This is a genomic window from Streptomyces odontomachi, from assembly GCF_024435355.1.
In the GTDB taxonomy this organism is placed as follows: Bacteria; Actinomycetota; Actinomycetes; order Streptomycetales; family Streptomycetaceae; genus Streptomyces; species Streptomyces odontomachi.
On the sequence record NZ_JAMJWG010000005.1, the window covers coordinates 155,042 to 176,812 of the forward strand.

A 21,771-nucleotide genomic window follows, 5' to 3' on the forward strand; every position below is an offset into this window, starting at 1 on the left:
GCCCTCCTCCCAGGCCGCGGGCAGGGTACGCCAGACCGGGTCGGAGTCGGCGAGGACACGCCGCCAGGCCTGCTCGCCACCGGTGTCGGCGGCCAGCGCGCCCGCCGACGTGGGCACGGCAGCCGTACGGGCCCCGTCTGGTGCTCCGCTCCGGGCCGGTCGTGCGGCTGTGCCGCCGCGGGGCCGGCCGCCGTGCCCATGGCCATGCCGGCGACGGCGCCGCCCAGCACCGTCCGTCGGGGAACGTCTCTTCTGCTGCCCATCGCGCCTCCTGAGGATGTCGGCTCTCGTTCCTCTACGTGAACATAGATCCGATCTATCGACGGGCGGGACGCTAGGACGAGCGGGGTTTACGTCAACAGGATGCGCAAGGATCTCCAATGCTGGCTCAGTCATCGGAGCACTCTCTTGACGCGTGGGGAGGACCGGTGTATCACCGAAGAGCAGGTTCATGTTCATGACCGGTTTTCACCGACCGGCACCGGCACTGGCGCCGGGACCGCGGCCGGTCGCGGGGGAGCACGACGCCGCCCGCCCACCGGGTCGGCGGACGGGCGGCGCGGGGCGACGGAGTCGACAGGGGGGCCGAGTGGCCGGGTCAGTCCTTTGCGGTCTCCTTGCCGAGGTCCCCGAGGTCCCCGAGGTCTCCGAGGTCGTCCACCGGGCTCGCGGTGACGGCCACTTCCGCCGCGGCGTCGTCCTCGTCGTCGAACCGGTTCACGCGCTCCAGGATCGCGTTCCGTTCGTCGTTCTCCTCGGGCTTGATCCAGCCGATCACGGTGTACAGCACCAGCGAGGTGGCGACCGGGGTGGCCGTCTGGACCTGCGTGCTCAGGTCGTCGATGCCGTAGTTGGTCAGCCAGAAGGCGAACAGGCCCAGCGCCCAGGAGACCAGCGCCGCCGTCGGGCCGGAACGCCGCCACGGGCGGAGCATGCCGAGCATGAACGGGATCGCGATCGGTCCCATCAGGCCGGCGACCCACTTGATCACCACGGAGATGATGCTGCCGAAGGCCGGCGAGGTGACCTGGGTGGCGACGGCCATGGACAGGCCGAGGAAGGCGATCGTGGTCCATCGGGCGGCGATCAGGCCGATCCGGTGGGTCCACTCGCGCGCCCGCCGGTTGAAGGCGGGCAGGATGTCACGGGTGAAGACGGCCGCGATGGCGTTGGCGTCCGAGGAGCACATGGCCATGGTGTGCGAGAAGAAGCCGACCACCACCAGGCCGAGCAGCCCGTGCGGCAGCAGTCGCTCGGTGAGCAGCGCATACGAGTCGGACGCGTCCGGCTTCGTGGCGTGCACCAGCAGCGGCGAGGCCCACATCGGGAAGAACAGCACCAGCGGCCAGACCGCCCACAGCGCCGACGACAGCGTCGCGGACCGCGAGGCGTCCTTGGCGCTCGGTGTCGCCATGTAGCGCTGGGCCTGGTTCCACATGCCGCCGTTGTACTCGAAGGTCTTGATGAAGACGATCGCCAGGAAGAACGTCAGGGTGTAGGGCCCGGTGGTGGGGTGGTGGTGCTCGGCGGGCAGCTTGTCCCAGATGTTCCACAGGCTGGAGAAGCCCAGCTCCAGGAAGACCGCGACCAGCATCGAGATGCCCGCCACGAACTGGATGATGAACTGCCCCATCTCGGTGAGCGCGTCCGCCCACAGACCGCCGATGGTGCAGTACACCGCGGTGACCGCACCGGTGATCACGATGCCCTCGTTGAGGGAGAGGCCCGTGAAGACGGAGAGCAGGGTGGCGATCGCCGCCCACTTGGCGCCCACGTCCACCACCTTGAGCAGCACGCCGGATATCGCGAGCGCCTGCTGGGTGGGCACGTTGTACCGGTTCTTCAGGTACTCGAGCGGCGAGGCGACACCGAGCCGGGAGCGCAGCCGGTTCAGCCGCGGTGCGAAGGTCTTGATGCCTATCGCGATGCCGACGGCGATCGGGAAGCACCAGGTGGCGTACGACGTGATGCCGTACTGGTAGGAGATGCCGGCGTACCCGGTGAACAGCACGGCGCTGTAACCGGACATGTGGTGCGAGATGCCGGACAGCCACCAGGGCATCTTGCCGCCGGCGGTGAAGTAGTCGCCCACGTCGCCGACGCGGTTGTGCGACCACCAGCCGATGGCCGCCATCACACCGAAGTATGCGATGAGCACGGCCCAGTCGAAACCGTTCATGTGCCCCCTCCTGAGATCCGCCTTGTGAACTTCCACGTACTGGTGCTGCGCTTCGTCACCGTGCCGCCCACGCCGTGGGTATGGGCTCGGTCCCCAGGTCGGGCTACCGTTACGGGAGGGGACGTGGGGGATTGAACCGTTGGACGCCAGGGCTGGTCAAGACCTTCGCGGTCACAGATATGAACGAAGGTCAACTAGAGGAACGATTTTACGCCTTCTTGGCGTTGCGGCGGTGACTGTTCCGGCTGGGCGGATCCGTGCCCGCGTTGGCGTGGTTGCGAACGCCTGAGCGTGGCTGCCGTCGGCGGTGCCGGCGCGGGGTCGTCCGGGCACGGCTGAGCCCCCTCGGCCGGGACGGCGAACCAGTCGAGAGGGCTCTGTGTGGTGCGGGCGTGGCCCGCGGGGGATCAGTCGAGGTCGAAGGCGCCCCGGCACACCTCAGACACGAACGCGCCCCAAGAACCCGGCGCGAAGGCAAGCGTCCGTCCCTCGGGAACCTTCGAGTCCCGCACCGCAATTGCTTGCGATTGCGGCGACTTGACTTCTACGCACGCGCCATTCCCCGTCGAGTAAGAGGACTTGGTCCATACATGCGTAGCGCCCTGCTTGATTGCCATGTCTGCTCCGGTCAGCCAATCATCGATGTGCGGATTGCCGGTGTCCGCGCACGGCGAGGCACCGGTCCGGCGCTCCGGTGCGCCGGTCGTGATCGACGCTACTCGGCCCTTCCGGGACATGACGTCATCATTCACTCGACCGGATGGCATATTCCATGCTGGTCTTACACTGCAACGTTACCGAGGTGTACCGTGCCGCGTATTTGCGCTCGGTGGGCCGCCGTTGGCCTTCTCGCCGCCCTCTTGTGGGCCCTGCACACCTCGCATGCCCATGTCAGCGCGCGTAATCCTTGGCGATGCCGGAAATGAACTCGCGTGATTGCTCCGGATTCAGGGCCTGTGCCCGCAGGTGCTCGTACATCACGCTGTATTTCTGGACGTCACCCGACTTCTCCAGATAGAGATCGCTGGTGACACCCTCGATATAGACCACACTTGAATCCGCGGCGTCCGGGAATTCGAGAATCGCATACTGGCCGTTGAGCCCGGGGTGCGCCCCCATGTCGAACGGGATGACCTGCACCGTTACATGGGGCAGTTGCGACTGCTCGACGAGATGCTCCAGCTGTTCCCGCATCAGGCCCGGCGAGCCGACCTTGCGGCGCAGCGCCGCCTCGTCCATCACGGTCCACAGCCGCAGCGGGTTCTCGGTGGACTGAATGCGCTCCTGACGGCGCATCCGCACCTGCACCCGCTTGTCGATGTCGGCCTGCGGCGTCTCCGGAAGCGCGCCGGTAATCAGGGCCTCCGCATAGAACCGGGTCTGGAGCAGGCCCGGCACGACCTGTGGATCGTAGATGCGCAGCGAGGCCGCGTCCGTCTCCAGGCCGATATAGACGCTGTACGGGATATCGCCGAAGGTGTGCCACCAGCCCTGCTGGCGGGAGTCCTTGGCCATCTGCATCAGACCGTCGACGACGCGCTGGTCGTCGACCTCGTAGACGCCGCAAAGATCGCGTACGTCGCGTTGGCTGATGCTGCGGCGGCCGTTCTCCAGCCTGCTGATCTTCGACTGCGAGACGAGCAGGCGCTCGGCGACTTCTTCGGCGGTCATTCCCTTGAGCTCGCGAAGCCGCCGCAACTCCTGGCCGAGGCGGCGTCGTCGGACGGTGGGGTTGACATGGGACGCCACGGACGTGCACCTCCGGCTGGGGGCCAGTTCTTAGGGCCGGCACTTTGTGTATCTGCTGTTGAGCAGATTGCCACCAAGAGGCCGCTCGGCGCTGGGAAACAGTGGATATGCAAGGGATATGCGACAGATATGCCGTAAATATGCGGCGCATAGCCGGCAGTCGGGCAACAATTTGTCGCCCGTCCGAACTGACACCGCACAGACCTACGGATACCGAGCGGTCGTGGGGCCGGTTGTGGGGCCGCTTGCGGGACCGGCGCGCGGCCGGCGGTATTCAGGGGCGAGCGTAGTCGAGGGCCGGGCGTCGCTGCCGGGCATGGAAGCTGCCGGGCATGGAAGCTGCCGGGCATGGAAGCTGCCGGGCATGGAAGAGGGCCGCACGAGGCGAGCCCCGACGTCGGTTGAACGTCGGGCGCCTGCCTCGCACGGCCCTCTGCGGCTCCCGGTGGAACCGGAGACTCATACGTGCGTGCGCCGTGCGCGCCTTGCCCCGGGCGGGTCCCGGCGCACCCGGATCCGTCCGAAGGGTGGACTCAGTGCGCCGCCGCCCGTGCCATGGACCCGCGCCGCGGCTGCATCGGCACGCGCCCCGGTTCCGGCGCGGCGCGTCCCGACTGCCGTCCGGCCCCGGCCGGTGCCGGTGCCGGCGCCGGTGCCCGCCGCGGCTGTACCGCGACTCCGTTCTGGACGTCCATCACGGCGTGCGCCACGAGGCCGCCCATCGGGTCGTGCCTGATGAGGTCCCTGAGACGGGAGCGCGACGAGCGCCCCTCGTTGCCCGGATAGAGATGCTTGCCGAGACCGACCGCATGGGCCAGCGCTGCGAGCGCCGCGGTCCGCGGGTCCGGCGGTACGCCGGTACGGATCGCGGAATCCAGCCGGGCCCTGATTTCCCGGCTGATGGCCGTGTCGGTCGCCTGGTAGCGCGTGGTCGGCAACACCCCGCACATCTGGCCCGCCACGGCATGCACCATGCCGCACCGCTCCAGGTGCGAGAGGTAGGTCTGGCGTAGCCCCAGTCGGGGCCCGCCGATCCAGTTGACCGCCCTCACCGGAGCGCCGCGCCTGCGCAGCAGCTCCAATGCGCTGTCCAGTGTCGGATCTCCTGTCGGCCGTGGCACCACCACGGCGATACGATCCCCGTCTGGGGCTATTCGTCCGGCCAGCGCCAGCTCCACTAGCTGTGCTCCGGCCAGACCGAGGTCGAGCGACTGCGGCTGCGCTGTGGTACCCGTGGCCGGGTCCAGAGCGAGCAGCAGAAGCTCCTCCGGAAGTGTTCTGCGGCTCCTGCCCATCCATGCCTCCCCGCGTGGATGAATGACAGGGTGACCCCTCTCACATTGGTCTGTCGAGAGCGCGTGACCGGTTCGTAAGGGAACCAGTAGGTATGTCGTTCTCGTCTACCACAGGGGTCAAGCCCGCACACGGGACACTGGTACATGGTTCGGACACGGCAGGCGCGGCCGGACCGGGACCGTGGGATTGCGGGATCGTGTAGGCGGCGAGTCGTTGAATGTGCGGGCGGCGGGGCCGGGTATGCGAATGGTCGGTGGTCCGTGGGTGCACGGGCGACTGAGGGCACCCACACAGGGCGTATGGCAGGGGCATATGGAGGAGGCATCGGTGGCGGGTCAGTCCCCCGACAGGTCGGAGCAGCAGAAGGCACCGGGGGGTTCGCCCGGGGCTCCGGCACCGGTCCCTGCGCCATCCAAGGACGGTGGTGACCCCCGACTCGCGGTCGCCCGCGAGGACTCAGGCCGTGTCGACCAGCCGACGGCCATGTTCGGCGCCCTGCCGAAGCGTGACGAGCCCTCGGCGTCTCCTGCACCGGGCAAGACGCCCCCGGAGGGCGACACGGTTGCGTCCGACCGGACGGAATCCGGCAAGACGGGCGACGGGAACGGAGCCGGGGACGGCGACCGCGGAACGGCCGCGGAGGCCGAGCGCGGCGAGCGTGGTGAGCGCGGCGAGCGCGGGAGCGGCGACGAGGGCAGCGCCAGCGGCGCCGCTCAGCCGGATGACAGGCCGGACGCCAAGGACGGCGGCCAGGGCGCCGACCGGGGCGACACCAGGGCCGTCGCCCACGACTCCGGTCAGGACTCCGCCAAGGGCGGCGCCGCCGCGGCCGGCACCTCGGACGGCGACGCCGCCCAGGAGGCGCGCGCAGCCGGCGGCGGCAAGGGCGCCGGGGAAGCGGCCGGTGCCTCGTCCGCCTCGTCCGCCGCGTCCGACGGTCCCGCGGGGCCGACCGGCAGCGAGCAGAGCCTGGCCGACACCGCGCGGCTGCGTGCCGCCGTCGCCGCCTGGGTCTCGGGGGACGAGCCAGGGGCACCGGCCACCCCGGAGCAGGGCGAGAAGGCGGCTGCGGGCGCCGCCGCACGTACCGAGGCCGGCGACGAGGGCGGATCCGGGGCGCCGGACCGCGCCGGCGACGAGGCGCGCGAAGCCGCGAAGGCGGGCCGCGACGAAGCCGCGAAGGCGCGTCGCGAAGAGGCATCGATGGCGGGTCGCGACGAGGCGAGGACCGGGCGCCGCCAAGACGCGAGCAGCGAGCGCCGCCAAGACGCGAAGACCGGGCCTCGCGAGGACTCGAAGACCACCGCCCTCCGGGCGCTGCGGCCCACGCCCCCGGTCGACCAGCCGACGACGGCTTTGAAGCTGGACGGCTTCGGCAAGAAGCCCGGGACGGCACCCGACTTTGCGCCCGAGTCCGCCCCCGACTCCGCGGCCGAGTCCGCACCGACCGCCGGACCCGGCGCGGCCCGGCCCGGCGCCCCGGGCCGCAACGCTGGACCCGAGCCCAAAGCCGCACCCGGATCTACGGAAGCCGCACCCGCGCCCAAGACCGCCCAGGAGCCCGGGTCCGGTGCCGGGGCGGGGGCACCCCCGAAATCCCCCGGCAACGCCCCGATCAAGGCCCCTCAAGGCGCCTTCGGCACGACACAGCCGCTACCGCGGCAGGACCCCGCCCAGGCCGGGCCGTCCGCCGGGGGGTCCGGGACACGGCCGGAGAGCGATCTGGAGCGCACCAGCAAGTTCGTCGCGCTGAAGCCGCTCGACGTGCCGGGGCCGCCGCAGGGGCCGCCGGGGCAGCGGCCCGGGGCGGCAACCCCGGGCGCGCAGGGCGGCGGTGCGCCATGGCCGGCGCAACCCGGGCCGGCGGTTCCGCCGGTGTCGGGGCCGCGGCAGCCGCTCGACCTGCTCGCCGAGCTGACGAACACCCCGCCGCCCCCGCAGACCCCGCTGCGCACCACGCTGCGCCGGGTGAAGATCTGGACGCCGGTGGCGGTGCTGCTGGTGGTGGCCTTCATGATCGCCCAGGCGGTGCGGCCGCTGCCCGACCCGACGTTCACGCTCACCGCAGCCGGCTCGTACTCCTTCGACGGCGGTACGACGGCACTGCCCTGGCCCGACGAGGGACAGGGCTGGCTGGACGTGTCCGGCGTCGGCACCATGGACCACTTCGGCGCCCAGAAGGCGGTGCCGATCGGCTCGGTGGCCAAGGCGATGACCGCGTACCTGGTGCTCAAGGACCACCCGCTGAAAACCGGCGCCGAGGGGCCGAAGATCACCGTGGACGCGACGGCCGAGAAGGAGGGCGGCTACGACTCCGAGGGCGAGTCGACGCTCAACACCATCAAGAAGGGCGACCAGCTCACCGAAGAGCAGGCGCTGGCGGCCATCATGATTCCGTCCGCGAACAACGTGGCCCGGCTGCTGGCCCGCTGGGACGCCGGCTCGAACAAGGCGTTCGTCGCGAAGATGAACGCGATGGCCAAGCAGCTCGGCATGAAGCACACCACCTACACCGACCCCTCCGGGCTGACGTCGACGACCGTGAGCACCGCCGAGGACCAGGTGAAGCTCGCCGACGAGCTGGTGAAGATCCCGGCGCTGATGGCCATCACCAAGCTGCCCAACTGGACGGACCCCTCCGGCAAGAAGTGGCGGAACTACAACAACCTGGTGCCCTACGACGGCGCCATCGGCATCAAGACCGGCTCCACCACCAAGGCGGGCGGGAACCTGGTGTTCGCCGCGACGAAGGAGACCGGCGGACAGGTCGTCACCGTCGTCGGCGCGATCCTCGGTCAGCACAGGGGACCGTCGATCATCGACACGGTCAACACGGTCAGCAAGACGGCCATGCTCGCCGCGCGTGACGCCCTGAAGTCGGCCGTCATCCTGAAGAAGGGCGACGTCGTCGGGTACGTCGACGACGGGCTCGGCGGCCGTACCCCGGTCGTCGTCACGAAGGACGTCGCCGCCGTCGGCTGGTCCGGGCTGCGGGTCGGCCTCAGCCTGGACGACAGCAAGGGCAAGCCCCTGCCGCACGAGGCGAAGGCGGGCACCGAGGTCGGCATGCTCAGCATCGGCGGCAGCGGCAAGTCGACCGGCACCGGCGGCGGCACGGGCAGCGCCATCAAGGTGCCGGTGGCCCTCCAGAAGGACCTCACGGAGCCCGGTTTCGGCCCCAAGCTCACCCGGGTCGGCTGAGCAGCAGCACGCCCGAGCCGTGGCCCCCTGCACCCCGGGTGCAGGGGGCCACGGCCGCGCACGGTGGACCTTGCCGCTGACCTCACCCGATCCCCCTGTGGGAGACCCCCGCATGGCCGGCTTGGACCCCCTGGTGCCCCCGTGAGGAGCCCACCCCGGCCGTCCACGGCGAGCCGCGTGCTAGCGTCGCGAAAATCGGGGTACGTCAGACGGACATGCGCGCCGGAATTTCCAAGGGCGAAGGCCCAGGACCCGGCCGGAACGAGCGGGGAGAGCCTTCAGTGGGCACTGCGGAGCCGTCGCGAGCCGACGACGCCGGGCCGGACGCAGCACAGGGCACCAGAGCGGACGCGAGCACGCGTACACGAACAGACCATCCTGGAACGGCGCATCCCGGAACAGAGCACCCCGCACCCCACCACGCCCACGCCGCCCCAGAGGCAACCGATTCCGACGACGGCGAGCGGGCCCCGGACGCCGCGCGATCCGCCGCGCCGCCCTCTTCGCCGGACGTCGCCGGCCGCGTCCCAGACCGTGCCGACGACGACCGTTCCGATGCCGATGCCCATGCCGATGCCGGTACCGGTACCGACGCCGACCGTTCCGATGTCGCCGACCGTCCGGCCCGCGCCCGGGTGCGTGGCTTCGTGCGCCACCCGGTGACCGTGGCCACCACGCTGGCCGCCGTCCTGCACATCGTCTGGTTCTTCACCTTCGCCAACGGAGGCGGGGACCTGGCCGCCCAGGACGCCTGGGCGGAGTTCGTCGGCCGGCACCCGGACTCGGCGTACAACCTGGCCTGGTACGGCGGTATGCACCCGGTGTCGTACAGCATCGTCTCGCCGTACCTGATGTCGGTGCTCGGCGTGCGCAGCACGATGATGGTCTCGGGCACCGTCTCCGCCGCGCTGCTCACCCTGATGCTGACGCGCAGCCGCGCCGTGCGGCGACCGCTGCCGCCGGCGCTCGCCGGGGTCTTCGGGCTGCTGTGCAACGCCGTCTCGGGCCGGGTCACCTTCGGCCTCGGCATCCTGTTCGGCCTCGGGGCGGTCACGGCCGTCTTCTGCTGGCCCCACGACTTGCGGCACAAGCGGTGGGCCAAGGCCACCGTCGCGGCACCGCTCGCCGGGATCGCCACCGCCGCCTCACCGGTCGCGGGGCTCTTCGTCGGGCTCGTCGCGGTCGCCCTGTTCTTCCAGCGGCGGCGGCCCGGTGCGTACGCGTTGGGCATCGCACCGAGCCTGGTGGTGGTCCTGTCCTGGCTGCTGTTCCCGTTCTCGGGGACCCAGCCCATGACCATACTGTCGGTCCTGGGCCCGGTCGCCTGCGCCGTGGCCGGCTACCTCCTGGTGCCCAAGGGCTGGAAGACGGTCCGGCTCACCAGCGCCGTCTACGGTCTGTCGGTGCTGCTGGCCTGGGGCATAAGCTCGCAGATCGGCTCGAACATCACCCGTCTGTCGATGCTCTTCACCGGCGTCGTCCTGCTGGCCGCCCTGCCGTTCGCCGTGCCGCGCAGCCGCAAGTGGTACACCACCGTCGTGGCGACGGCCGGCTTCGTCGTGTGGATAGGCGTCCACTCGGTCGACGACATCGTGCGCACCACACCGGCCGCCTCCTGGGCGCACGAGCTCGCGCCGCTGGTGCACCAACTCCAGAAGGTGGGCGCCGAGCGGGGCCGGGTCGAGGTGGTTCCGGCCCGCAGCCACCGCGAGGCCTCCGCGCTCGCGCCGTACGTGAACCTCGCCCGCGGCTGGAACCGCCAGGCCGACCTGGAGCGCAACCCGCTCTTCTACGACGACACCTTGAACTCGGCGAACTACCACGAATGGCTGCGCCGCTGGGCGGTGCGCTACGTCGTCCTGCCCAAGGACGAGCCGGACGGCGACGGCGGCATAAGGGAGCGCCAGCTCGTGCAGCGCGGCCAGCCGTATCTCCAGCAGGTCTGGGGCGACGCGAACTGGCAGCTGTTCACCGTCACCGACCCGCTCCCGCTGGCCACCCCGCCCGCCGTCGTCGACAGCGCCGAACAGGGCGAGCTGACGATCGAGGTCAAGCACCCGGGCCGGGTCCTGATCCGGGTGCCCTACTCACCCTGGCTCAGCCTGGTCGACGCGCAGGGCAAGGGCGTCGAGCTGCCGCAGGAGACCGAGGCGTCCAAGAACCGCCCCGACGGGCAGCCGAAGAGCTTCGTCAACCTGCACGGCTGCCTGATGGAGACCGAGGAGGACGAGGCGGGCGACCAGTGGACCGAACTGCTCGCACCCCACGCCGGCGTCTACCGCCTGGCCGCGCCCTACCAGCTGCCGCGCGGCACCCCGTGCCCGAAGGAACTGCGGTGAGAACGTGAGCGTGCCGGGCCCCGGGGCGACCCCCGGGGCCCGGCACTGCGTTCGGCAGCTGTGTCCGGTAGCTGTGTTCGGCAGCTGTGTCCGGTAGCTGTGTTCGGTAGCTGTGTTCGGCTGCTTGCTCAGTCGCTGATCGGGAACGCCACGTCGCACACCTCGTCGTCGGGTGCGGCGGCGGCCCAGTCGCCTTGGTAGAAGTAGATCTCCCGGCACGGCCCCGCGATCTTCAGGCGCTGCCCGGCGATCCACTCCTCCACGGCCTCGAATGCGGCGATGATCTGCGGATACGCCACCTGGGCCTTGACGATCCTGGTGTACGCGAGCCGGTGGGCCGGCTCCTCGCGCGCCTGGGTGGCCCAGGTGCGGCCCTGCTGTAGCGCCCACGCGCGTGCCGCCGCCGCGTCCCGCACCGGGACGCAGGACTCGGCGGGCCCGTCGCTCTCCTCGGTGACCTCGGAGTGGTAGACGACGAACGGCGCCCCGGCCACCCCGCCGCAGGCAGCGGCCCCGGTGACCAGCCGGTCGAGCGAGCCGACGATCCAGGCGGGCAGCTCATGGGCGAGGGTGTGGCGGGACTGGGCGATGACGTACTGCGCAGGCACGTCCACGGTGCGAACCTCGAAGCTTCCGTACAACGGGGAACTCCTTCCGGAGAGTCGTGCACGGAGGTAGTCGACCAGCGTCCGCTGGGCGGCGACGCGCTCCTCGACCTCACGCCAGAACGTGACGAGCTGCCGTGCCGCCGGTTCGCCGGGAGTGCGTAACACCTCGGCGATCCCGGCCAGCGGCATGTCGAGGCGCCGCAGCAGCGCCACGGTCCGGGCGCGTTCGACCTGGTCGGCGTGGTAGTAGCGGTAGCCGCTCAGCTCGTCGACATGGACCGGGGCGAGCAGCCCCGTACGGGCGTACAGGCGCAACGCCTTGGGCGACAGACGGGCGCGGGCGGCGAAGGCGCCGATGGTGAGCAGGCCGGTGTTGTCGGGGTGGCCCCCGGGGCCCGTGCCGAGCCCGATGCCACCGGCGTCACTCGTGCCACTTGTTCCACTTGTTCCACTTGTGCCGCCTGTGCCGCCCGTGTCGTGCCCCGCGCTCCTTGCCTCCGGGGTGCCGCCGTTGCCGCCGGTGCCACCGCCGGTGCCGCCGGCGCGGGCAGGGCCACCGCCCACGCCGTCGTTCCTGTCGTCCGCGTCCACAGGTCCATCCTCCGTCACCGGACGACTGCCGCCCGGCGTCCGGGACGATGAACCCTGCCCCAAGGGCAGGGTCAAGGAACCCGCGGGGTGGTGTCGCAGCCCGACCCGGACGGTACCGTCCGGGCCCGGCTCACTCCTCGGCGAGCGCCTTCTCCACCGCGGCGATCACGTCGGACGCCTCCGGCTCGGTCTGCGGCGCGAACCGGGCCTGGACGGTGCCGTCCGGACCGATCAGGAACTTCTCGAAGTTCCAGCGGATGTCGCCGGTGTGCCCCTCGGCGTCGGCGTGCGGCACGAGACGCTGGTAGAGCGGGTGCCGCTGCTCGCCGTTGACCTCGATCTTCTCGGTCATCGGGAAGGTCACGCCGTACGTCGCCGAGCAGAACTCCGCGATCTCGTCGGCCGTCCCCGGCTCCTGCCCCATGAACTGGTTGCAGGGCACCCCCAGCACGCTGAAACCACGCTCCGCGTACCGCTCGTGCAGCCGCTCGAGCCCCGTGTACTGCGGGGTGAGCCCGCACCGCGAGGCCACGTTCACCATCAGAACGACTTTCCCACGGAACCGTCCGAGGTCCGCGGACCCGCCCTGAAGTGCGCCGATCTCCACGTCGTACACATCGCTGTACCCGTCCTGGGTGGTTTCGTCAGTCATAGGCGGATGCTAACGCGGTGCGGGGAGGGGGCGTATGGATGCGTTGGCCGTGCGGGTGGGGGGCTCGGTGGGCGCGGGGGGTGGAGAGTGCGCGGGGGGTGGGGGCGGCAGGGATGGGGGCAGTGGAGACCGGATCGGCAGGGACGGGGGCAGCGGCAAACTGGATCAGCAGGTCACGTTGCGGCCGGCCGGGACGTGCAGCATGTGCGTGAACTGGCGGTAGAGGGCGACCCGGTGCTGCATCTGCTCGGTGTTCCCGCCGTCGCACTCGGCGGTGCCGTTGAGACTGCGGATGGTCTCGCCGAAGCCCTGGTGGCGGACCATGGCATCGTGGCCGGTCATGGTGCCGGGGCCGTTCTGGGTGTTCCAGTACCACAGGGCGGTGGCCCAGGCGACGGACGGATCCTGCTCCACCAGCCACGGGTCGTTCAGCAGATCGAGGCCGAGCGCGTCCCCGGCGGCCTTGTAGTTGAAGTTCCAGCTGAGCATGATCGCGCCCCGCCCGTAGTACGCGTCCTGCCCGGCCGGGCACCCGTACGGCTGGGTGGCGTCGCAGAAGACCGGGTACGACGCCGGGTTCTGGTTCACCTTGTAGACCAGCGCACCCGTCTCATGGCTGACGTTCGCCAGGAACGCGGCCGCCTCCTGCCGCCGGGTGACCGGCCCGCCGGTGTGCGCGAAGTCCGGGTACGCCGCGGTCGCGGTCAGCAGCCCGTCGTACGTGAAGAACGGATCCCGATCCGGGAACATGCGCTCGAACTGCGCCTCACTGACGACGAACCCGTCACCGTGCGGATGCCCCGGCCAGTGACGGTCACCCTGCGCCCCGTCCCGCTCCCGCGCGGACGCGAGCGGTGCGGTCACGGAGAGCACCAGGGACGCCAGCATGGCCGTGGCGACGGTGAGCAGTGCGGTGGTGCCGTTCGGACGTCGTCGGAACACGTGCGTCGTCACTCCTTGTGGTGAGGGCGGGAGGGCTGCGACAGGGGAGGGCAGAGGACAGCCGGGGAGGGGAGGAAAGGGGAGGGGGGGTCGGGCCGGGGCAGGCGGGGAGGGCACGGCGGGTCTCGGCGGGGCGAGGTGCAGGGGTAGATGTAGGTGCAGGCGCAGGGATGGAGTGTGCGCGCCCGCCGCCGTGAGGATAGGTCTGGCGGCGGGCTAGGTCTAGACCAGTCGCAGGAATTGGGTCGCCCGGCTCCGCTACCTCGGCTCGGGGACCCGATAACGCTTGAAAACTCAACGGGATCCCGGGGAGGCTGATCACTTGCGGCCCTCGGCCACCCCGCACGCTGGGTCTCGTTACCACCGGGGGACCGGCACGGCACATCCCAACGGATCCACAGTCGACGAGTGGACCTGAAGAACCGCGGGGAGGACGAGGTGGATCAGGCGGATCAGGCGGATCAGGCGGATCGGGTGGATCAGGCAGATCGGGTGGTTCCGATGGAGCATCAGGTGCCCGATCCGGAGCACGACTCTACGTACGCCGCCGAGCCTGCCCCGGAACACCCCCGCCTCAGGGAGGCACTCGCCACGGTGGGGGTGCCGTGGACCCAGGTCACCGACTGCCGTCAGCTGGGCGGCGGCACCTACAACACGGTCTTCCGCGTGCACCGGACAGACGACACCCCGCTTGTGGTGAAGCTGGCGCCCGGTCCTGGCGAACCGATCCTCCGCTACGAAAACGGCATCCTCGCCACCGAGGCCCGGTACTACGAGGCCGCGCGGGCGGTCCCGGACGTCCCCGTCCCTGAGGCGCTGCTCCCGCTCACGCTCCCCGCTGACCCCGACGCTGACGCTGCCGGTATCGGATCCGATACGGGATCCGATACGGGATCCGATACCGAATCCCGCAGTGGCTTCGTCGGCCACCTCGTCATGACCGACTGCCCCGGCGAGTCCTGGTACGAGTGCGGTGAACAGCTCGGGGACGCCGAGCGCCGGGCGCTGCGCGAGGACCTCGGCCGGCACGTCGCGGCCCTGCACACCATCACCGGCAAGGCGTTCGGCTACCCGGCCGAGCCGTTCGGCCCGCTGCACTCCGCCTGGCGACCGGCGTTCCTGGAGATGGTCGACGCCGTGCTGACCGACGCCGACCGGTTCGCCGTCCGGCTGCCCCGGCCGGCCGACGAGATCCGCAAGCTGTTCGCCGCGCAGGGCCCCGTACTGGACGAGGTCACGGTCCCCACGCTCGTCCATTTTGACCTCTGGGACGGCAACATCCTCATACAACGGGCCGGCCGGCAGACCGACGAGAAGGAAGAGGGGGTGGAGGGGAAAGAGGGGGGAGACGGGGGAGACGGGGAGCCGCGCCCCCGCGGCGTAGGCCCCGGCGTAGGCCCGAGGGTAACGGCGCTCATCGACGCCGAGCGGGCGTTCTGGGGCGATCCGCTGGCCGAGTTCGTGTCGCTCGCGCTGTTCCGCGACATCGAGGACGACGACGCCTTCCTCACCGGCTACCGCGCGGCGGGCGGAAAGGCCGTCTTCGACACGTCGACCCGCCGACGCCTGACCCTGTACCGCACGTACCTCTACCTGATCATGTGGGTGGAATCGGTCCCCCGCAGCTACGACGCCGAACGCATCGCGTGGCTACGCACCGCGGTACTGGGCCCACTCACGGAGACGTTCGATGAGTGGGCCCGTGCGTAGCCGGTTGCGAAGGGACCACGTCTCTGCCATGCCGCGCGCTGCCATGCCGCGCGCTGCCATGCCGCGCATGGCGGGTGCAGGCAGGCGCAGGCAGGCAAGGGGGGCGGGAGCGCCGCTCGCTCCCGCCCCGTGGCGCCGTTTCCCAGCGGCGAGCCCCGGATCCCCACCCGCTACACTGACTGCGGCGACATGCCTTTGCCGCCACCCACGCCTTCGTAGCTCAGGGGATAGAGCACCGCTCTCCTAAAGCGGGTGTCGCAGGTTCGAATCCTGCCGGGGGCACAGCAGCTCGACCAGCAAAGACGCCCCGGACCGATCGATCTGGGGCGTCTTTCGTGCCACATCCCGTGCCAGATGACATCCATTTCTGACATCAACGGGGGCGGTCAGCGGCGGCGGTCGGCGAGCGATCACTGACGACCGGGACGCCGCCTGAGCAGCCGGTCCATGTGGCTCATGGCCTCCCGCTGGGTGTCCTGCACCACGTGGGTGTAGACGTCCATGGTGATGCTGATCTGGGAGTGGCCAAGGATCTCCATCACGACGCGGGGCGCGACGCCGGCCGCCGTGAGGAGGGTGGCGGTACCGTGTCGGGCGTCGTGGAGCCGGACAACGCGGAGGCCGGCGGCCTGGGCGACGCGCGTGAAGGACCGATAGACGTTCCGCGGTTCGACTGGGCGACCGGTGCGGGTGGCGAACACGTAGTCCGACTCCCGCCAGCTCTCGCCAGCCTTGACGCGGGCAGCTGCTTGCCGCATCCGGTGCCAGCGCAGGGGCGCGACGCAGAGCGCGGGCAGTGGGACGGCGCGGCGCCGACGACTCTTGGGATCGTCGTCGTACAGGACGCCTCGGCGGCGCTGTGTCTGGTGGCGGACGTAGAGCACGCGGTTGTCCAGGTCGACGTCTGCCCACCGGAGACCGACGATCTCTCCGCGCCGCAGCCCCATGGCGATGGCGAGCACGAAGGCCGCGTACAGCGGGTCCTTGCGGGCGGCCGAGAGGAAGTCCAAGGTCTCGTCCAGAGTCCAGGGTCGCAGCTCTCGATTGTCCGTCCGGGGCGGCTCGACGAGCTTCGCGACGTTGCGCGCGATCAGCTCCTCCCGGCAGGCCGAGGACAGTGCCGAGCGCAGGACCCGGTGCGACTCCTTGGCCGTTGCCGCCGTGGTCTCCTTCTCCAGACGGACGAGGAACCGGCGCACGTCGGCAACGGCAAGGGACTCAAGCCGTTTCGCCCCGAGGAGGGGCACCAGGTACAGCCGGACGTGTGCCTCGTACTTGTCGTACGTGCTCAGCTTCCGGCGAGGCTTGATGACGTTCTCCAGCCAGTACGGCAGCCACTCGGAGAGCTTGGCCGAGCGGGTGGGCACGGGCACGCCTTGGTCGACCTTGGCGAGCAGTTCGCGACGCTTGGTGTCGCACTCCTGCCAGGTCTTGCCGTACGCGAACTTTCGGGCGCGGGTGCCGTCCGGCTGGAGTACGTAGACGGCGCACTGGTAGCGGCCGTCCTTGCGCTTGGTGATGGTGCCGGCGCCGTTGGGGTTGCGCTTGCGCTGCTGGGCCATCACGCCGCCTCCGTCAGTTGGGCGCGGATGAAGTCGCGCAGGGCGGAGGCCGGGACGCGACGGGCCCGGCCGATGGTGAGCGACGGCAGGCGCCGGGAGCGGATCAGGTCGTAGACCGTGGAGCGGCCTACCTTCAGCCTGGCCATCACCTGTGGGACGGTCAGCAGCTCTTCAGACATGCGCACCCTCCTTCAGGCGCGGATTGGGCGTGGTTTCGGTGGCGGCGAGGGAAGCGGAGAGCCATTGCTCGGTGGGGGTGAGTCCTGTTCCGGCGTAGGTCCAGTGGGCGAGGACGAGAGTGGTCTCCTGGGGTGCCGGAGCGTCGCCCACAGGCTGTGGATGGGCAGCGGCTTCCCCGCGGGTGATGGCGGCTTGTAGGCGGCGCCATTGGGCGCGTGCTTCGCGGAGGGCGCCGAGGGTGGTGGAGTAGCGGCGGGTCTTGGTGGAGAAGTGGCCGCGGAAGCCGAGCATGTGGGCCCAGGCGCGTAGGCGCAGGTGGGCCAGGTCTTTGCGGGCGCCGAGGGCCCAGGCGGTGCGGATGAGGCGTTCGGCGTGGGGGCTGATGTCGAGTTGGGCGAGTTCGGCGGCGAACTTCAGGCGGCGGTCGAGGGTGCCGGTCGCGGTTTCGGCGCCCTTGGTGGCGTACTTGGCGATGTAGGCGGCCACGGCGCGGTCGTTGAGTGAGGCGTCGCCGTGGAAGTCGGGGCCGTGGATGGTGCGGATGTCGAGTTGGCGGCCGAAGGCGAAGGTGTGGGCGCGTCCGTCGATGACGGGGCCGGGCACGGTCGTCTTGTGGGCGGCGGCGTGGATGGCGTCGGTGAGGAGGTCGGGCGTTGCCGTTGCCCAGGCTGGGGGTGGGGTGTGGCCGCCTTCGGGTCCGTCGAGGCGGATGACGGCGTGGAAGTGGACGGCGCCGCGTTTCTGGTATTCGGCGACCTTGGCGAAGGACAGGCGTGCGTGGTGGCGGAAGGCGCGTTGGGTGAGGCCGGCGCGGTGGGCGATCTCGCGGCGTAGGTGGATGGTGAAGCGGCGCCAGAGTGCTCCGGCGTGGGCGTTCCAGAGGACGGCTGCTTCGTAGTCGTAGCGGTTGGCGTCGAGCGGGGTGCCCAGGGCGGCGTCTGTTTCCTGGTGGTGGCGTCCGCAGCGGCAGGCGCGTCCGCCGGAGGGGCGGTTGTGGACCGGGCCGAAGCTGGGGGCAGTGAAAGTGGCGAAGACGCGCGGGTGCGCGGTGACGGTTTCCGGGGTGCCTTTGCCGCCGCGGAGTCCGGCGGTGATCAGGTGGAAGGTGTCGCGGCGGTAGGTCTCGGCGCAGGCCGGGCAGCGGGTGGTGCGGCGGTTGCCGCAGCGGACCAGGAGGTCGCCGGCGGGCAGTTCGGCGGAGTCGAGTCGGCGCAGGGCGGGGCCGATCTCTCCGGTGATGGTGTTGACGTGGTGTTCGGTGCGGTGGCCGGTCAGGCGTATGGGGTGGGTGCAGCCGCCGAGGGTGGTGAGCTGCCGGGCGAGGGCGGGTAGGGCGCCTGTTGCGGCGATGTTGGCGATGCCCGGTACGGGGGCGGGGGTGGTGCGGGTGATGATGGGGGTTCTCCTTCGTCGGCTTACGGGTCGGAAGGGGGCCGCTGCCGGGGCGGTGGATGCTTGGCGGTATCGAGGCCGCCCCGGCAGGCGGATTCAGCGGTGACGCTGTTGGGACCGCAGCAGTGAGCGCAGGACCACGGCGGCCACCGCGACGGAGATGGCGGAGACGGCCACGGCGGTCAGCAGCGCGGTCAGGACGACGCCGCCCACGAGGACGACGGCGATTGCTCCCGTGCTGACTGTGGGCAACGCCCGGTGCGGTGGTGCGGGCTGGGCGGGGCCGCCAGGTGTGTGATGGCAGGAGCACGCCGGGGCTTTGGGCTGGTGAGTGAGGCCGGCCGTTGTCGAGTGGGTGGCGGCGGTCAGGGTGGGGTTCTCGGGTACCTGGGGCTTGAGGAACATGGCTGACCTCCCGATCAGTGGTGGGTTCCGTTGACCACCTGGACGCCGTCTCGGGTGGTGGAGTCGATCGCGGGGGCAAGGAAGGTGTCGGCGAGGTAGAAGCCAAAGAGGGCGACCACGACGACGACCCAGACGCGGACGCCGAGAAATTTCACGGCGCCGAGAGCGATCAGGCCGAGGACGACGACCAGGGGCAGGTTGAGGGTCACGGGTGCGGGGTCTCCTTCGTTCAGCGCACCGGGCAGCGGTGGGTGCGGGCGGCGAGTTCGGCGGCGGCGCGGGAGTCGTAGTCGCTGGAGAAGCCGCAGCGCGGGGCGGTGCAGGCGGCGGTGTGCTTCTCCCGGCCGCGGTGGTCCAGGGCGGTGCCGACCTGGACGGGGCCAATGCGGACGACGTTGCGGAAGCGGCGGGTGGGCGCCATGACGGGCGTTGTCTCCTGTTGGTCAGGTGAGGTGGGCGGCGATCTGCTCGGCGAGCTGGGGCGCGACGCCGAGGCGGGCGCGCAGGGTGGTGGTGTCGATGGGCGAGCCGGTACGGGCCTGGTGGGCGTCGGCGATCTTGCGTGCGTGCGTTACGAGAGCGGCGGGTACGGCAGGAGCGGACGGCGCCGAGGCAGGCGTAGTCGGGGCTGCTTCAGCGGGTTCGAGTTCGGCAGGGTCAGCAGTCGGCTCGGGGCCCGGTTCCGGCGTCTGCTCGGCGGGCTGGGCGCCTTCCGGTTCCGGACTCACGCTCGCGCTGGGCTCGGTTTCCTCGGTGCCGTGGGCGAGGAGCGTGCCGCCGAGGAAGGCGAGGGCAGGCCAGCCGGCGACGAGGACGCGGAGCCAGGCCGGTACGGCGTGCAGGTCGAGCAGCCCGGCCGTCGAGACGTTCGCCCCGAGCGAGGCGGCCAGGGCGATGACGAACCAGCACCAGCCCGCTCCCTTGTCCCGGCCGCTGCGCAGCCGCCGCCAAGCGGCCACCAGGAGCAGGTCTACGGAGACCGGGTAGGCCCACGCTTTCCAGCCGCTCTGTCCGGCCGCCGAGGCGAGGTCGTGCAGGTGCGCGAAGGACAGCGCGGCGGCGATCACGGCCTGGATCAGCACCGCATCGACACGAGCCAGGTAGGCGCGCACAACGGGGTCTCCTTCCGGTTTTCGGCATGGGAGGGGTAGGGACGTGGCGCGAATCGGTCGCGCCAGCCGGTTGGGGTAGGGAAGGTCAGTCCGCGGCGGCCTGCCGTGGCTTCACGAGCGAGACCGGCCGCGTGTCGGTTGGCGCGACGGGAACTGCTGGCCGGAAGGGCGCCAGCGCAGGCACGTTGGGCACCAGGTGAGCGGTTTGGTCGCAGCGCGCGGCGGCGTTGGCCAGCGAGAGGTATGGCGTGCGGATGCGGGACCAGCCGCCGGAGGTGTCACCGGCCACGGCGAGGCCGGGCCGTTCGGCCGGGATGGCGCAGGCGGCACTGACCGCTTCGGGTGCGATGTCGCCGAGGGCCATCTTGGCGGAGGCTTCGTCGTTCACGCGGTGGCAGACCCGGCCGGAGAGCTGGGCGCGGAGCATCGTGGCGCCTTTGCCCAACTCGGCGCCGAAGCGCTGCCCGCACACCTCCAGGTAGATCCCCGCGGCCCGGCCGAGCTGGGCGAGCCGGATGAGCTGGGTGACCATCTCGTCGCGCCGTTCCTCGTCCTTGCGGGTGGCGACGAGGAAGAGTTCGGCCACCTCGTCGACGAACAGCACGATCGGCACCGGACGCTCAGCCTCGGGCAGTCCCCAGATGTCCGAGGTGATCTCTTCGTCGGGCGTACCAGGCGCGATGCCTTGGCGAGCCTTGATCAGGTCGTACCGGTCCTCCATCTCCTTGACGAGCACGGGCAGCAACTCGGCCGCCTGCTCCGGGTCAGTGGCCAGCGCCGACAGCCGAGGGGCGAACGGCGCCAGCTCCACGCCGCGCTTGCAGTCGATGCCGACGAGGGCGACCGACTGCGGCGCGAGGCCGTGAATCAGGTGCCGCAGGTACATGGATTTCCCCGACAACGTGGCCCCGAGGGTGAGCTGATGCGGTATCGCCCGGTAGTCGCGTACGAACGGCGTCGCGTCCTCCCGCAGTGCCACCGGCACCCGCAGCAGGCTGTCAGCACGGCGCGTGCGCGGCATCCGTACCCGCTTGAGCACGTCGAAGCCGATGAGCCGCAGTTCGACCACCCCGGGCTTGATCTCGTGCACGTAGACGGCGTGGACGCCCCAGGCGTGTCGCAGCCGTTCCGCCGAGGCCGCCACGTCAGCCGGTTCCTGCCCTGGGGCCAGCCGCAGCCGGACCCGCAGGCCGGTAGCCGTAGGCCGCAGCAGACCACGCCGTGGCGGAACGGGGCGTACCTCCCGCCGCGTCATCGCCCGCACGGCCAACACTCGCAGCCGTGACGGCGGCACCGTCAGCCCGCACGACTCCATTACCGAGGCGTACGAGCCCAGCAGCCGCACTGCCGAGATGGGCAGTCCGATGGTGGGCCAGTACACGGCCGGGTGTCGGGCCCGGAGGTAGGTGGCGCCTCCGCAGAGCCCCGCGATGGGACCGCCCACCTCCGTCAACGTCATCAGGTCGGCCATGTTCAGGCCCCTATCCCGGCCGGCACGGCACCGGGAGCGACGGCGGCGGCCCGGTAGGCGATGCCATGCCGCTGCTGACCGTTGAACACCGACTCCCACGGTCGAGCCACCAGCCCCGGCAGGGACACCGGCGCTCCGAGCGCCAGCCCATCCGAGACGCCACTTTCCGGCACGGTCACCTGAATCAGCGAGGACTCACCCTCGTCGATGAACACGACACCGAGCCTCATCAGGGCCTCACCGCTGACGGCGTCCTTGGCGATCTCCCCGGTCTGCCGGTCCCGCACCTTCGGCGCGGGCGCCTCGGTGAGGAGGATCGTCGCGGACGAGGTGTCGACACGAATGCTCTTCACGCTCTCTCTTCTCCTTCGGTAGCACCCGG

General features: G+C 70.8%; 19 protein-coding genes and 1 tRNA gene. 4 read left to right on the plus strand and 16 right to left on the minus strand.

Annotated features, from left to right (window positions below; translation table 11 throughout):
- Positions 1-598: 598 nt before the first annotated feature.
- The 4 genes from NQO67_RS13470 to NQO67_RS13485 all read right to left on the minus strand — a co-directional run bounded on the left by NQO67_RS13470 (position 599) and on the right by NQO67_RS13485 (position 5,223).
- Complete coding sequence (locus tag NQO67_RS13470; protein WP_255950144.1) at positions 599-2,179, minus strand: sodium:solute symporter family protein; 1,581 nt, start codon at positions 2,177-2,179, stop codon at positions 599-601.
- Between the two features lie 407 nt (positions 2,180-2,586).
- Positions 2,587-2,796 carry a DUF397 domain-containing protein gene (locus tag NQO67_RS13475; protein WP_255950385.1) on the minus strand — a complete coding sequence of 70 codons (210 nt, stop codon included), beginning with the start codon at positions 2,794-2,796 and terminating at the stop codon, positions 2,587-2,589.
- 274 nt (positions 2,797-3,070) lie between these two features.
- Positions 3,071-3,928 carry a helix-turn-helix domain-containing protein gene (locus tag NQO67_RS13480; protein ID WP_255950145.1) on the minus strand — a complete coding sequence of 286 codons (858 nt, stop codon included), beginning with the start codon at positions 3,926-3,928 and terminating at the stop codon, positions 3,071-3,073.
- 533 nt (positions 3,929-4,461) lie between these two features.
- Positions 4,462-5,223 (minus strand): GOLPH3/VPS74 family protein, encoded by a 762-nt coding sequence (locus NQO67_RS13485; RefSeq protein ID WP_255950146.1) that lies wholly within the window; start codon positions 5,221-5,223, stop codon positions 4,462-4,464.
- A 328-nt stretch (positions 5,224-5,551) separates the two neighbouring features.
- Here NQO67_RS13485 and NQO67_RS13490 point away from each other — a divergent pair, with 328 nt between their 5' ends.
- Complete coding sequence (locus NQO67_RS13490) at positions 5,552-8,425, plus strand: D-alanyl-D-alanine carboxypeptidase (protein WP_255950147.1); 2,874 nt, start codon at positions 5,552-5,554, stop codon at positions 8,423-8,425.
- 647 nt (positions 8,426-9,072) lie between these two features.
- Positions 9,073-10,764 carry a DUF8823 domain-containing protein gene (locus tag NQO67_RS13495; protein ID WP_255950148.1) on the plus strand — a complete coding sequence of 564 codons (1,692 nt, stop codon included), beginning with the start codon at positions 9,073-9,075 and terminating at the stop codon, positions 10,762-10,764.
- Between the two features lie 128 nt (positions 10,765-10,892).
- Here NQO67_RS13495 and NQO67_RS13500 read toward each other — a convergent pair whose 3' ends face one another.
- From NQO67_RS13500 to NQO67_RS13510, 3 genes are all read right to left on the minus strand, one after another.
- A complete protein-coding gene (locus NQO67_RS13500; protein ID WP_255950386.1) occupies positions 10,893-11,783 on the minus strand; it encodes a MerR family transcriptional regulator in 891 nt (296 codons plus the stop codon).
- A gap of 310 nt (positions 11,784-12,093) precedes the next feature.
- A complete protein-coding gene (locus NQO67_RS13505; protein WP_255950149.1) occupies positions 12,094-12,615 on the minus strand; it encodes a glutathione peroxidase in 522 nt (173 codons plus the stop codon).
- Between the two features lie 165 nt (positions 12,616-12,780).
- Positions 12,781-13,503 carry a chitinase gene (locus NQO67_RS13510; protein WP_255950387.1) on the minus strand — a complete coding sequence of 241 codons (723 nt, stop codon included), beginning with the start codon at positions 13,501-13,503 and terminating at the stop codon, positions 12,781-12,783.
- A gap of 555 nt (positions 13,504-14,058) precedes the next feature.
- On the opposite strand from NQO67_RS13510, the gene NQO67_RS13515 reads away from it, so the two are divergent.
- Both NQO67_RS13515 and NQO67_RS13520 read left to right on the plus strand, forming a co-directional pair.
- Positions 14,059-15,267, plus strand: a complete 1,209-nt coding sequence (locus tag NQO67_RS13515; protein WP_255950150.1) for a phosphotransferase family protein — start codon at positions 14,059-14,061, stop codon at positions 15,265-15,267.
- A 209-nt stretch (positions 15,268-15,476) separates the two neighbouring features.
- A tRNA-Arg gene (locus NQO67_RS13520) sits at positions 15,477-15,549 on the plus strand.
- Between the two features lie 128 nt (positions 15,550-15,677).
- Here the strand turns inward: NQO67_RS13520 and NQO67_RS13525 are convergent.
- The 9 genes from NQO67_RS13525 to NQO67_RS13565 all read right to left on the minus strand — a co-directional run bounded on the left by NQO67_RS13525 (position 15,678) and on the right by NQO67_RS13565 (position 21,742).
- Positions 15,678-16,829: a tyrosine-type recombinase/integrase gene (locus tag NQO67_RS13525; RefSeq protein WP_255950151.1), complete on the minus strand. Its 1,152-nt coding sequence runs from the start codon at positions 16,827-16,829 to the stop codon at positions 15,678-15,680.
- Complete coding sequence (locus NQO67_RS13530) at positions 16,829-17,008, minus strand: helix-turn-helix domain-containing protein (RefSeq protein ID WP_255950152.1); 180 nt, start codon at positions 17,006-17,008, stop codon at positions 16,829-16,831. Before NQO67_RS13530 ends, NQO67_RS13525 begins: the two co-directional genes overlap by 1 nt.
- Positions 17,001-18,359 (minus strand): replication initiator, encoded by a 1,359-nt coding sequence (locus NQO67_RS13535; protein WP_255950388.1) that lies wholly within the window; start codon positions 18,357-18,359, stop codon positions 17,001-17,003. Before NQO67_RS13535 ends, NQO67_RS13530 begins: the two co-directional genes overlap by 8 nt.
- Before the next feature lie 138 nt (positions 18,360-18,497).
- Positions 18,498-18,806 carry a SpdD protein gene (locus NQO67_RS13540; RefSeq protein WP_255950153.1) on the minus strand — a complete coding sequence of 103 codons (309 nt, stop codon included), beginning with the start codon at positions 18,804-18,806 and terminating at the stop codon, positions 18,498-18,500.
- A gap of 14 nt (positions 18,807-18,820) precedes the next feature.
- A complete protein-coding gene (locus NQO67_RS13545) occupies positions 18,821-19,015 on the minus strand; it encodes a hypothetical protein (protein ID WP_255950154.1) in 195 nt (64 codons plus the stop codon).
- A 20-nt stretch (positions 19,016-19,035) separates the two neighbouring features.
- Positions 19,036-19,227 carry a mobile element transfer protein gene (locus NQO67_RS13550; protein ID WP_255950155.1) on the minus strand — a complete coding sequence of 64 codons (192 nt, stop codon included), beginning with the start codon at positions 19,225-19,227 and terminating at the stop codon, positions 19,036-19,038.
- Positions 19,228-19,249: 22 nt separating this feature from the next.
- Positions 19,250-19,918: a DUF2637 domain-containing protein gene (locus tag NQO67_RS13555; RefSeq protein WP_255950156.1), complete on the minus strand. Its 669-nt coding sequence runs from the start codon at positions 19,916-19,918 to the stop codon at positions 19,250-19,252.
- 85 nt (positions 19,919-20,003) lie between these two features.
- Complete coding sequence (locus NQO67_RS13560) at positions 20,004-21,389, minus strand: FtsK/SpoIIIE domain-containing protein (RefSeq protein ID WP_255950157.1); 1,386 nt, start codon at positions 21,387-21,389, stop codon at positions 20,004-20,006.
- Positions 21,390-21,391: 2 nt separating this feature from the next.
- The gene (locus tag NQO67_RS13565; RefSeq protein WP_255950158.1) at positions 21,392-21,742 is read right to left on the minus strand and encodes an SCO3933 family regulatory protein; all 351 of its coding nucleotides are present in this window, start codon (positions 21,740-21,742) and stop codon (positions 21,392-21,394) included.
- Positions 21,743-21,771: the final 29 nt, after the last annotated feature.

Excerpts from the sequence above, each read along its gene's own strand:
- NQO67_RS13510 (WP_255950387.1), bottom strand. The coding sequence starts at position 13,503 with ATGCTGGCGTCCCTGGTGCTCTCCGTGACCGCACCGCTCGCGTCCGCG.
- NQO67_RS13560 (WP_255950157.1), bottom strand. The coding sequence starts at position 21,389 with ATGGCCGACCTGATGACGTTGACGGAGGTGGGCGGTCCCATCGCGGGG.
- NQO67_RS13530 (WP_255950152.1), bottom strand. The coding sequence starts at position 17,008 with ATGTCTGAAGAGCTGCTGACCGTCCCACAGGTGATGGCCAGGCTGAAG.
- NQO67_RS13550 (WP_255950155.1), bottom strand. The coding sequence starts at position 19,227 with ATGGCGCCCACCCGCCGCTTCCGCAACGTCGTCCGCATTGGCCCCGTC.
- NQO67_RS13540 (WP_255950153.1), bottom strand. The coding sequence starts at position 18,806 with ATGTTCCTCAAGCCCCAGGTACCCGAGAACCCCACCCTGACCGCCGCC.
- NQO67_RS13505 (WP_255950149.1), bottom strand. The coding sequence starts at position 12,615 with ATGACTGACGAAACCACCCAGGACGGGTACAGCGATGTGTACGACGTG.
- NQO67_RS13475 (WP_255950385.1), bottom strand. The coding sequence starts at position 2,796 with ATGGCAATCAAGCAGGGCGCTACGCATGTATGGACCAAGTCCTCTTAC.
- NQO67_RS13515 (WP_255950150.1), top strand. The coding sequence starts at position 14,059 with ATGGAGCATCAGGTGCCCGATCCGGAGCACGACTCTACGTACGCCGCC.
- NQO67_RS13485 (WP_255950146.1), bottom strand. The coding sequence starts at position 5,223 with ATGGGCAGGAGCCGCAGAACACTTCCGGAGGAGCTTCTGCTGCTCGCT.
- NQO67_RS13525 (WP_255950151.1), bottom strand. The coding sequence starts at position 16,829 with ATGGCCCAGCAGCGCAAGCGCAACCCCAACGGCGCCGGCACCATCACC.
- NQO67_RS13470 (WP_255950144.1), bottom strand. The coding sequence starts at position 2,179 with ATGAACGGTTTCGACTGGGCCGTGCTCATCGCATACTTCGGTGTGATG.